12 protein-coding genes are annotated in these 11,114 nt (G+C 67.0%); 1 reads left to right on the top strand and 11 read right to left on the bottom strand.

Going from position 1 to position 11,114, the window contains the following annotated elements:
* Positions 1–9: 9 nt before the first annotated feature.
* On the bottom strand, positions 10–378 hold the full coding sequence (locus tag ACX9NE_RS04185; protein WP_459360621.1) for an NADH-quinone oxidoreductase subunit A: 369 nt from the start codon (positions 376–378) through the stop codon (positions 10–12).
* A gap of 346 nt (positions 379–724) precedes the next feature.
* Between ACX9NE_RS04185 and ACX9NE_RS04180 the strand changes: the two genes are divergently transcribed.
* Positions 725–2,002 (top strand): PPE family protein, encoded by a 1,278-nt coding sequence (locus ACX9NE_RS04180; RefSeq protein ID WP_459360440.1) that lies wholly within the window; start codon positions 725–727, stop codon positions 2,000–2,002.
* A gap of 7 nt (positions 2,003–2,009) precedes the next feature.
* On the opposite strand, the gene ACX9NE_RS04175 is transcribed toward ACX9NE_RS04180, so the two are convergent.
* From ACX9NE_RS04175 to ACX9NE_RS04130, 10 genes are read right to left on the bottom strand one after another with little or no spacing between them, the layout of a single operon-like run.
* Positions 2,010–2,408 carry an Rv3143 family two-component system response regulator gene (locus tag ACX9NE_RS04175; RefSeq protein WP_459360439.1) on the bottom strand — a complete coding sequence of 133 codons (399 nt, stop codon included), beginning with the start codon at positions 2,406–2,408 and terminating at the stop codon, positions 2,010–2,012.
* A 15-nt stretch (positions 2,409–2,423) separates the two neighbouring features.
* Positions 2,424–2,966 carry a YceI family protein gene (locus tag ACX9NE_RS04170; RefSeq protein ID WP_459360438.1) on the bottom strand — a complete coding sequence of 181 codons (543 nt, stop codon included), beginning with the start codon at positions 2,964–2,966 and terminating at the stop codon, positions 2,424–2,426.
* A gap of 10 nt (positions 2,967–2,976) precedes the next feature.
* A complete protein-coding gene (locus ACX9NE_RS04165) occupies positions 2,977–3,399 on the bottom strand; it encodes a nuclear transport factor 2 family protein (RefSeq protein WP_459360437.1) in 423 nt (140 codons plus the stop codon).
* A 6-nt stretch (positions 3,400–3,405) separates the two neighbouring features.
* On the bottom strand, positions 3,406–4,767 hold the full coding sequence (locus tag ACX9NE_RS04160) for a phosphotransferase family protein (protein WP_459360620.1): 1,362 nt from the start codon (positions 4,765–4,767) through the stop codon (positions 3,406–3,408).
* A gap of 2 nt (positions 4,768–4,769) precedes the next feature.
* Positions 4,770–6,008, bottom strand: coding sequence for an acyl-CoA dehydrogenase family protein (locus ACX9NE_RS04155; protein WP_459360436.1), 1,239 nt, complete (start codon positions 6,006–6,008; stop codon positions 4,770–4,772).
* Positions 6,009–6,027: 19 nt separating this feature from the next.
* Entirely contained in the window at positions 6,028–6,639 is a 612-nt protein-coding gene (locus ACX9NE_RS04150) for a TetR/AcrR family transcriptional regulator (protein WP_459360435.1), read from the bottom strand.
* Positions 6,639–7,535 carry a hydroxymethylglutaryl-CoA lyase gene (locus ACX9NE_RS04145; RefSeq protein ID WP_459360434.1) on the bottom strand — a complete coding sequence of 299 codons (897 nt, stop codon included), beginning with the start codon at positions 7,533–7,535 and terminating at the stop codon, positions 6,639–6,641. The genes ACX9NE_RS04150 and ACX9NE_RS04145 overlap by 1 nt, the downstream gene beginning before the upstream one ends.
* Positions 7,532–8,731: a CaiB/BaiF CoA transferase family protein gene (locus ACX9NE_RS04140; protein ID WP_459360433.1), complete on the bottom strand. Its 1,200-nt coding sequence runs from the start codon at positions 8,729–8,731 to the stop codon at positions 7,532–7,534. The genes ACX9NE_RS04145 and ACX9NE_RS04140 overlap by 4 nt, the downstream gene beginning before the upstream one ends.
* Positions 8,728–9,897 carry an alpha/beta hydrolase family protein gene (locus ACX9NE_RS04135; RefSeq protein ID WP_459360432.1) on the bottom strand — a complete coding sequence of 390 codons (1,170 nt, stop codon included), beginning with the start codon at positions 9,895–9,897 and terminating at the stop codon, positions 8,728–8,730. The genes ACX9NE_RS04140 and ACX9NE_RS04135 overlap by 4 nt, the downstream gene beginning before the upstream one ends.
* Positions 9,894–10,988, bottom strand: coding sequence for a homogentisate 1,2-dioxygenase (locus tag ACX9NE_RS04130; RefSeq protein ID WP_459360431.1), 1,095 nt, complete (start codon positions 10,986–10,988; stop codon positions 9,894–9,896). Before ACX9NE_RS04130 ends, ACX9NE_RS04135 begins: the two co-directional genes overlap by 4 nt.
* Positions 10,989–11,114 lie beyond the last annotated feature (126 nt).

Genomic DNA, 11,114 nt, shown 5'->3' with positions numbered 1-11,114 from the left:
CTACCTACCTCAATCCCACGTCAGGCCGCCGCGGCGCCACACATATGCGTAGGCCACGAAAACGGTGAGCATGAATATGACCATCTCGACGAGCGCGAAAGTCCCCAGCGAATCGAAGCTAACCGCCCACGGATAGAGGAACACAATTTCAATATCGAAGACGATGAACAACATTGCGGTCAGGTAATACTTGATCGGGAAGCGCTGACCGGTGGTCGTGTGCGTACCGGTTTCCGTGGGCTCGATCCCACATTCGTAGGCCTCCAGCTTCGACCGGTTGTACCGGGTCGGGCCGGTGATGCTGGCCAGGAACACCGAACCGATGGCGAAGGCTGCGGCAATGGCCGCCATCACCAAGATGGGTATGTAAACGTTCACTTGCTCCACGTCTCCGTCGTATCGGGCCGCCTGCGCAGCGGCCGGGCGGCAGCCGGGCGTTCGGCCCAAGAACATCATGTGACGGACCGGGCTTGTGGGCCGTCACAGTGACCTTCAACATAGTCGCGCGGCGGCCGGAGCACATGCCCGGGGTCGGGCTTGGGTGGGTGGGGCAGGGCGGCACTCGAGACTGCTGAGGTGGCAGATACGTAGCCGAACAAAATACTATGGATCCACGCGACGGCCAGACGTGCGGAGCGCATGTTGTTACTGTTGGACTGACGCGCTGCAACGCTTTTGCGAGGTCAACGCAGCTGCCGGTGACCGATCTGGGAGGACGGGGTCTGTGAGCTTTTTTACACTGCCGCCGGAGATCAATTCGCTGCGGATGTTCATCGGCGCAGGGAGTGCGCCGATGCTCGAGGCTGCCGCGGCGTGGAACGGGCTGGCTGCGGAGTTGGGGACCGCGGCCCAATCGTTCGGTTCAGTGATCTCGAACCTGGCTGGACAGGCCTGGCAAGGTCCCGCCGCGGCGGCCATGGCTGCCGCCGCCGCGCCCTATGCGGGCTGGCTCGCCGCGGCCGCGTCGCAGTCGCTGGGGGCGGCCGGGCAGGCGATGGCGGTGGTGAGTGCTTTCGAGGCGGCCCAAGCATCCACCATCCATCCCGGTGCGGTTGACGCCAACCGCAACGCGTTCGTGCAGCTGGTGATGTCGAATCTGTTCGGCCAGAATGCGCCGGCGATCGCGATGGCCGAGAGCATCTACGAGGAGATGTGGGCCCAGGACGTCTCCGCGATGGCCGGCTACTATTCGGGGGCGGCGGCTGCCGCCGCGCAGGTGGTGCCGTGGCAGTCGGTGCTGCAGAGCTTCCCGGCGCTGGCTGGCGGTATCGCGTCGGGACTGAGCGGCGCGGCGGGCGGCGGCGCCGGTGCCGGTGCCGGCACCACGACGGGTGGTGTTGCGAGCGCCGGCGGAGGTGCCGCGCCCGCAACCACCGGAACCGGGGGCGCTGCTGCTGCTGCCGGCGGCGGTGGTGGAGGCGGTGTGGGCAGCGCCGACACCGGACTCGCGCCGGCCGCTTACACCGGCGGTGACGCGGGCGCCTATACCGGCGGCACCGCGCCGGGCACCCATGCGGGCGCCGCGGCGGCCACTACCGTCAATTCCGGTGCGAGCAGTCCCGGCGTCGGCGGCTTCGGCATGATGCCGATGCCCATGGGGGGAATGACCCGAAGCGCCGGCCTGCTCGGCGACGGCCCGTCGATGCCGGTGCCCGCCAAGTCCCAGGAGAAAGAGGAGGAGGCTGCCGCAGCGCCGGAGGTGACCGCGGAGACTCCGGAGACACCGGAAGCCGAATTGCCGGCTATGAGCGTTTTGCCGACCGCTGCGCCCGGCATCGCGGCGGCCGCCGCTGCGGGCGAGGCGCGGGAGGCCGTGCAGACGACCGGCGCTTCCGGCATCCCGGCATCGGGTTTCCGCGCGGCAGAAACCGCGGCCGCCGACGCCGAGGAATCCGTCGCCACTCTGCGGCCCAAGATCGCCCCGGGCGAGTTCCGTCCGCGTGCCGAAGAACGTGCCGAAGAACAGGAAGAAGCTGCGAAGGTCCAGCTCCCGGGCGCTTAGCTCGCGGTCAGTGGGTAGGGGCGCGCAGCAGGCTGAGTGCCGTGCGGCCCAGCACGATGGGATCGAGCGGATGCGGCACCGCCGCCTCGGCGCGTGACCAGCTGGCCAGCCAGGCGTCATCCGGGCGTCCGGTGAGCACCAGGATCGGGGGGCACGACGAAAGCTCGTCCTTGAGCTGCTTGGCGATCCCCATGCCACCTGTCGGAGTCGCCTCGCCATCAAGGATGGCCAGATCGATTCCCCCCTCGTCCATGGTCCGAATGACCATCGGACCGGTTGCCACCTCGACATAGCTCAACTCGGGCAGATCCGGGTGCAGCCGTGTGCCCAGGGCTTGCTTCACCTGTTCGCGGGTCTGGACGTTGTCGCTGTAGACGAGGATGCGCAGCGGGTTGGTGTCGGGCACGGTGCAGATGTTAATTCACGCGGTTGCGGCTGAGTGCACGAAGACCGCGTCGGTGGCGACCGTTACTGTGTTCGACATCACGCCGAGTTTGTTCCAGTCCAGGTCGAATCGGGATCGGTCGATCCGCGTTTCGCCTGAGATCCGGACCGAACCGTCGTCGAGTTCGGTGATGGTCACCGGCAACCGCACCGGTTCGGTGATCCCTTTGATGGTGAAGTTCGTCTGAAGCTCGGCGGCCTTTCCGGTGCCCGGCTGCAGGGCGGTGACGACAACAGTGATCTGGCCGAAGCGCTGGGCATCGAAGAAGTCTGCGGAGCGCAGGTGCGTGTCGCGGCGGCCGATACCGGTGTCCAGCGAGGCGACCTCGATCTCGACCCGGCCCGACACCGCACCCTTGTCGGTGAGGCGGCCGTCGCCGCTGAATACGGTGAACTTGCCCTTGACGGGCATCAGGCCCCACAGGTTCTTGATCCGGAAGGTGATCGCGGAGCGGTCCGGTACCAGTGCCCAGGTCCCGACGGTTTCGGGATCGCTGAGCAGGGTTTCCAATGTGGTCATCGGGTCTCGCCTAATGGAGTAGGGGCGCAAGGTCTGCAGGGTCGAAATACTCGTCGATGGTGTCGATAAGACCTTCTTCGTCCAGCGTGATCACGATGCAAACGCGCATCGCGATCGACCGGCCGTCGCGACCTGTTGCCAGCAGCACGTGCTGCTGGACGAAGCCGTTCCCGAACGTCTGGCGGTCCAGGATTTCGTAGCGACGCGTGGCGGTGGCCGAGAGGAACCAGTCGATGACGCGCAGTGCCCGCGGCTTGTCATCGGTCTGGTGTGGGCCGTGGCGGCCGTCGCTGCGCCAGACCGCGACGTCGTTGCTCCACATCGTCTCAACGGTCGCCCGGTCGCCCTGCTCGATGGCGGCGAACAGTCGGTCGGCGACTTCGGTGATGGTGATGAGGTCCCCTTCCGCTTCGCCTTGCCGAAGACATTCCAAAGATACCTACGTCCCGTGACCGCCCGGATCGGGTTTGTCGTATCCCGGATGGGCGACCGCCAGCCGATGACGTACCAGTTTGCGCAGGCACGCCATCACCGTCGGGCCACCGTCGTCGAGGTCGCCGGCTCTGATCGCCGCACCGAGCTCGTATTCGTTGGAGAACCCCAGGCGGGTCAGCGCTGCGCGGGCGGCGGCGTCGCCGGAGTCGAGCAATTCGCGCTCGACCGTGCGTAAGGCATTGCTCGCTACCCGGGCGTGGAAGTGGACCTGTCCGGTGGTGGCCGCTCGCACGTCGGTCTCCAGGAATTCGGCGACCGCTGCGACCAGTTCGGCCGCCGTGGGTCGTCCGTGCAGCGCGGACCCACGCCGCTGCACCGATTCCGATCTTTCTGGTGCAGAACGTGTTTCGTCGTCGGATGCCGGGGCGCCGAGCAGGTCGAGCAGATCCCACTCGTTCTCGCAGACTCTGCGCCCGATCGCCGCCAGCTCCACCGAGCGGGACTGTCCGCTCAGATGGCGCTCCGCCTGGTACCGGCAGATGACGCCCCAGCGCAGGGTGGCCAGCACCAGCCACCAGTGAAACGCGGCCCTGTCGAGGGCTGTGGCACTGGCCTCCTCGTAGAAATGCAGAAAGTTCTCGATGCTGCCCAACCCGCCGGCCCCGAGGCCGGCAGGTGCTCCGAATCGCCACGCGCGCACGCAGAACCAGGCCAGGTCTTCGTAGCGCTCGCCGACGTGGACCAGCTCCCAGTCGAGCACGGCGGCAAGGTCGGATCCGTCGACGATCAGGTTGCCCATCCGGAAGTCGCCGTGCACCAGCACCGCCGGCGACGGCGCCGGGCGGTGGCCGGTTAGCCATCGCAGCGTCCATTCGAAGGTGGCGGTGGTGTCGCCCATGTCGTCGAGCTGTTGACGTGAATGCTCGATCGGGTCGTCGCGGTTCAGGCCGGGAATGTCGGCTTCGGCCCGGTGGATCGCGGCAAGGGCGTGGGCACACTGGCGCAGCAGTCGCTGCGGGTCGTCGAGCTGGCGCTGGATGCGCCGGACGATGGTCTCGCCCTTGATCTCCTCACAGATGAGAAACGGGTTGCCCAGTGCCGCAACGGAATCCTCGGCGATCAGAACGTGCGGCACCGGCGCTCCGGCGGCTGCCGCCGCGGTCTGCACCCTGGCCTCCAGCTCCATGCCGGCGTGGATGTCGTCGGGTGGGCCGGTGCGCAGGATCAGCGGCCGGCGATCGGTGCCGCTGACGGCGTCGAACGCCCAGGTGGTGCGGCTGGCGCCGCCGGTGAGCAGCCGCAGGTTCTCGACTGCCACGCCGTCACCCAGCACGGGCGTCAGCAGCGCGGCCAAGTTGTCGGTCAGCGTCACTTCTTGCCGAACTTGAACAGTCGCTGGGCAACCCGGCGGATCTGAATCTCCTCGGCACCCTCGGTGATTCGGTAGCGACGGTGGTGACGGTAGATGTGCTCGAGCTGTTCGTGCCGGCTGTAGCCGATACCACCGAGCACCTGCATGGCCCGGTCGGCCGCATCGCACACCAGCCGGTTGGCCCGGTAATTCGCCATCGAGACCTTGTCGGACACCTCCATGTGATGGTTCTGGTCCAACTGAGTGGCGGCGTAGTACACCAGCAGCCGCACCATCTGCGCCTCGGTCTGCAGTTCCACCAGCGGCCATTGCACCGCCTGGTTGACCGCCAGCGGCTTGCCGAACACTTTGCGCTCGCCCGCGTACGCCACGGCCCGGTCGATGCAGTACTGGGCGGCGCCAAGGCTGCTGGCGGCCTGGCGGATCCTGTTCTCGTGCAGGAAGGTCTGGCCCACCTCCAGCCCCCGGTCCACCTCGCCGAGGACGGCGTCGGCGGGCACCCGGACGTCGTTGAGTTCCACCTCCGCGTGGTCGGTGGGCATGTTGAATGTCCACCAGTAGTAGGGGATGGTGAAGCCGGGGGAGTCGCAGGGCACCAGGAACGCGGTGATACCGCGTGCCTGGCCGGGTTCACCCGAGGTGCGGGCGAAAACCAGGTCGTGGGTGGCGCGGTGCACGCCGGTGTTGAATCGCTTGGCGCCGTTGATGACCCAGCTGTCGCCATCGCGCACGGCGGTGGTCTCCAGCCAGGTCGCGTCCGAGCCGTGGTTGGGTTCGGTCAGCCCGAACGCCATGGACCGATCGCCGGTGATGAGCGCTTCGGTCCATTCGCGCTTCTGTGCGTCGGTGCCGAACCGGTCCATCATGATCACCTGCGGGAAGTTGCCGACGATCGAGGACTCGTCCTGCAGGTCGTTGTGCAGGCCGAGTCCTTTGTGCGCCAGATGCTCCCGGATGACCGCCATGTCGATGTTGGTACCGTCGCGCCCGCCGAATTGGGACGGCAGGCCGTAGCGCAACCAGCCCGCCCGGTCGGCGCGCCTGCGCATCTCACCGAGCAGGTCTTCCCATTCCCGACGCGGGATGCCGCCGTTGTCCCAGTCGGTGCGGGCATTCTCGCGACGCTGATCGAAATACTGGATGTTCTCGCGTTCCAGCGGTTTGATCTCGGTCTCGATGAACTCGTCCATCTCGGCGAGCAAGCCCGGAAGGTGTTCGGGGAGGCTGAAATCCACGTTGATCTCTCCTTAGTTGTCAGGCGCCGTACAACGTCTTCTTCCAAATCCGGGACAGCAGGGCGATGGCGTCTTCGTCGCTGATCGTGACTCCCAGATCGGGTTTCCCGACGAACACGGTGGTGAAATTCTCGAACAGCAGCGCAATGGCCGCCGCGGTGTGTTCGGGGTTGAGTTCGGTCCCGTAGCCCTGCTCGTGAGCGCGGCGCACCGAGGCTGCCACGATATCCATGCCGAAGCGCCGGAACTCGTTCTGGACGTCGGCGAAGCGTTGCTGGGTGGCGGCCAGCTGCGCCACCGCGATCATGATGCCGATGTTCTGCTTGAACATGCCCCAGTAGCCGGTGACCACCGAGGTGAAGAACGCGTCGTCATCGGGCGATTCGGGCGGGTGCACGCGCAATCCGGACGGTTCGACCACGTCGTGCAGAAACGACTCCGCCAGGGCGGCCAGCAGATCTTCCTTATCGGTGAAGTAACGGTAGAAAACGGCGGACGACTTTCCTGCCGTCGAGGTGATGTCGGCCAGGGTGGTGCCGTGAAACCCTCGCTCGGCGAACAGTTTCCGTGCGGCCGCTTCGATGGCACTTCGGGTCTGCTGGCCCTTGGCGCTGAGCACTCCGGCCGGCATCAGGTGCGGATCCGGTCTCCCGCGCGCAGCAGGGCGCTCGGCAGGTCATGTCCGACAGCAGCTTTGGCGACCCGTGCGGCGGCGATCGCGGCCGGCAGGTCGACGTCGACCTGGTACCCGCTGTCGGTCAGCAGGTACACCAGGTCTTCGGTGGCGATGTTGCCGGTGGCGCCCGGCGCGAACGGGCAACCGCCCAATCCACCCGCGGACGCATCCAGCCGGGCGACACCGGCCGTGACGGCGGCGTAGGCGCTCGCCAGCCCGGCGCCCCGGGTGTTGTGGAAGTGTCCGCCCAGCGGCAGCTCGCCGATCACCGGATGCAGTTGCGATATCAGCGAACTGACCCGCCCCGGGGTGGCGGTGCCGATGGTGTCGGCGATGCAGAACCGGTCCGCACCCTGCTCGCGCGCCGCGGCAGCGATGTCGAGCACCCGCCGCGGCGCAGTGGGTCCGGCGAACGGGCAGTCCCAGGCGGTCGCGACGATCACCTCAACGGTGGCATCGGCGTCGTGGGCGATGCCGATGATCTCGCTGATCTGTTCGGTGGCCTGTGCGCTGGAGCGTCCGACGTTGGCCTGGCTGAACGCGTCCGACGCCGCGACCACGTATTCGATGGACCGCAGCCCCGCGGCGATCGCGCGCCTGGCGCCGTTCGGGCTGGCCACCAGCGCGGAGAATTCGATGTCGGGGTAGTTGTGCAGTTCGGCGGCCAGTTCGGCGGCATCGGCCATCGACGGCACCTTGGACGGGGACACGAACGCGGTGGCCTCTATTTCGCGTACGCCGGTGGCTGCCAGGGCGGCCAGCAGTTCGAGCTTGGCGGACAACGGGATGGGCTTCTCGATCTGCAGACCGTCGCGCAGCGCTACCTCCCGGATGGCAACGTGTGCGCTCACAGCACCTCCTCGGCCACCAACTGGGCGATTTCGTCGGCCTTCTTGTTCAGAAGTCCCGCGTAGACGTCTTCGTTGTGCTGCCCCGGGCGGGCGGGACCGGCGTTGCGCACGCGACCCGGGGATTCGGACAGTACGGGTACGATGCCCGGCCCGAGGACGTCGCGGCCCAGGCGTTCGTCGTGGTGGGCCACCAGCATGTCGCGGGCTCGCAGTTGCGGGTCGCTGACCACCTCGGCGACGGTGTTGATCGGCCCCGCGATCACGCCTGCGGCGGAGAGTGTTTCGATGATCTCGCCGGGTGGCCGTTGGGCGGCCCAACCGCCGATGATCCCGTCCAGCTCGTCCTGGTTGCGGCCCCGCGCGCCATGGGTGGCGAAGCGGTCGTCGGTGACCAGCTCCGGACGGCCCATCGCCTTGCACAGCCGGGCGAACACGGTGTCCTGGTTGGCGGCGATCACCACCCAGGAGCCGTCGGCGCTGCGATAGATGTTCGACGGTGCGATGCCTTCCAACCGGGTACCCGACGGCCCTCGCACCACACCGCCGACGTCGTAGTCCGGGATGGTCGATTCCTGCACTGCCAAACAGGATTCGGTGAGCGCGACGTCCACCACCTGCCCGCGTCCGGTGACGCTGCGGCGGTACAGCGCGGCCAGTGCGCCCTGGGCGCCGAACATGCCGGCCAGGGTGTCGCCCAGGGACAGCGCGAGCCGGGGTGGCGGGCCACCGGGGAAGCCGTTGAGGTGCCGCAGCCCGCTGGCCGCCTCGGCGACCGACGCATAGCCGGCCTTGTGAGCGTCGGGTCCGGTCTGCCCATAGCCGGAGACCCGCACCAGGATGATGCCCGGATTGCGTTCGCTGAGCACGTCGTAACCCAGCTTCCATTTCTCCAGGGTGCCGGGCCGGAAGTTCTCCACCACGATGTCCGACTTCTCGACGAGCTCCAGAAACAGCTCGCGCCCCGGCGGCTTGCGCAGGTCAAGCGTGATGGCCCGTTTGTTGCGGGCGTGCACGGTCCAGAACACGCGATGGCCGTCCACCTCGGCCTGACCCCAGGTCCGCAACGGATCCGGAGCGCCTGGTGGTTCGACCTTGATGACGTCGGCGCCCATGTCTCCGAGCAGGCGGCCCGCGAACGGACCGGCGATCAGGGTGCCGAGTTCGAGCACCCGGATGCCGTCAAGCGCACCCGTCATTGCGCGAAACCGTGCCGCGTCAGCCAGTCGGTGACGATGTCCACCGCCTGCCGCAATCTGTCCCGTTGGTCGGGACCTGCGTAATAGTGTGTGGCGCCGGGGATTTCGTGCATCTCCTTGTCCGGGTGCCCGATCGCCTCGTAGAGCCGCCGGGTGTGGCTGGGTGTGCATGCGTCGTCGGCCAGGTTACCCATCACCAGGGCCGGGATCGCGAGATCCTTACCGCACGCTACGCCGTCGCCCCGGGCCTCGTCATAGCTCCATTGCGACAGCCAGCCGCGCAGTGTCGAGAACCGGGCCAGGCCGACCGGGCTCATGTTCACCACCTGCGGGTCGCCCAGGTAGCAGGTGCCCGGTGTGCGCTCGTTCGGGTCGACGGTGGGGTCCAGCCAGCGGGGGTCGGCCATGGTGCCGTGCACGACGAAACAGAACTCTTCATCAGGGCGGCCACTGGCTTTCAATTCGGCCAGCTTGTCACGAACCCACGCGGTGATCCGACGGTTGCGGTCAATCTGCGCCTGCCGGTAGCGGGCCAGGAACTCCTCGGTGTAGGGCGGCTGATTCGGGTTGTCCGGGTTGTAGAGATCCAATTCGGGATCACGCTTCGTCGGATCGGATTCGTCGAGGATGGAAGCGTCCAGCCACTCGGTCAGCGTGCCGTGCCGGCTGATGTGCGCGGCCAGCAGCATGATGCCGTCCGCGGCCGGCAGCTCGAGGTTGGTCAGGTCGGGGCCGTCGCCGGACGGGCTGGAGGTGATGGTCGCGTGCTGGGCCTGCTGCTGGTAGAACATCGACAGCGAGCCGCCGCCACTCCAGCCGGCCAGCACCACCTTCCGGTAGCCCAATCTGGTCTTGGCGTCTTTGATGCATTCGCCGAGGTCTTCGACCACCTTCTCCATCAGCAGCGCGGAGTCGGTGCCCCGGAATCGGCTGTTGCAGTAGATGACATGGTGACCGGCCCGGGCCAGCGCATTGATCATCGGCAGGTAGGCCCCGCCGCCGATCGGATGCATGAACACCAGCACGGTGTCCGACGCCCGGTCCTTCGGCTTGAGCAGATAGCTTTCCAGCACCGTGATCTCGGCGAGTCCGCCGTAGACGTCGCGGACACCGGAATCATTCTGGAATGCAACGAGATACGGGATCCGCTCGTACTCGTATTTCATGAGTGCTGTCCCAAGTCGTGGGTCAGCACTTCGGCGGACGGTATCAGCCGCCGGCGGGTGTCGATGGCGATCACCTGCCAGTCGACGCGGGAGTACTCGTCGAACTTGCGCCGGGCGCGTTCGCGCGCCTTCTCCGGTGCGCCGTGGTGAACCCCTTGCGGCGCATGGGATATCAGGCCCGGCGGCATCGGGATGCCGTAGAGCGAGCCGCCGTGGAAGAACGCGATCTCGTCGTAGTCGACGTTGCGGTGATACCACGGCGTGCGCTCGGTGCCGGGGACGCTCTCCGCCGGCTTGGGCAGGAAGTTCATCACATAGACGCCGGTTGCCTGCATGAACAGATGCACGGTCGGCGGCAGGTGCACGCTGTCGGAGGTGATGACGTTGTAGTCGGCGATGTTGAAGGTGAACGCGAAGTTGTCACCGCGCCAGCCTTCGACGTCGATCGGATTGTGTTGGTAATAGAGGGTGGTCGGCCCACCCTCGTGAACGAGCCGGACTTCGTACTCGTCGCGGCCGTCGTCGTCGATGGGCACCGGTTCCGGGATGACGGCCTGCGACGGATCGAAGGGGAAGTGCCGTCCCAACGTCCCGGGCGGGGGCACCCGGAACTCGTCTGTGGCCTCGATCATCAGCAATGTCGTTTGGTTATCGGGTATTTGGCGCCAGGTGGTCGCCTTCGGGAGGTAGACCCAGTCACCTCCCCGGTAACGCAACGGCCCGAACTCGGTTTCCAGCAGGCCCGCGCCATTGTGCACGAAACACAGCAGGTCGCCGTCGACATGGCGGCTGTAGAACGGCATCGCGTCGCGGCGCCGGCTCAGGAACACCCGGCAGTCGGCGTTGCTGAACATCAGCAGCGGTCCGCCGTCGGGATCGGTGGCGTCGCTGGGCTTGAGCTGGTCGGCCAGCACATCGATCGGGCGCAGGGGGCCGACCGCGCGGTACGCGGTGGGGTCGTGACGGCGGTAGATGTTGGCGGTGCGGCCGGTGAAGCCGCCACGGCCCAGTTCGTCGTCCTTGAGGCCGTCGAGGTCGGCGTGCACTCGCCGGGGTGTCCGGCCTTTGCGGAGGTGGACGAATGATTCCATGGCTGGCTCCCCGTTCATGCTGAAAGTAAAAGTGACATTACTTTTCATTCGGCGCGGTGGCAAGCGTCAGATTTGTCGCGCGACGAGAACGCCAGCCTCGACAATCGTGTTCGCGACCTTGTGCGG

This window comes from Mycobacterium sp. ML4 (assembly GCF_054515735.1).
The sequence above is the reverse complement of the archived record's forward strand: the minus strand, read 5'-3'. Positions and strand labels throughout refer to the sequence as shown.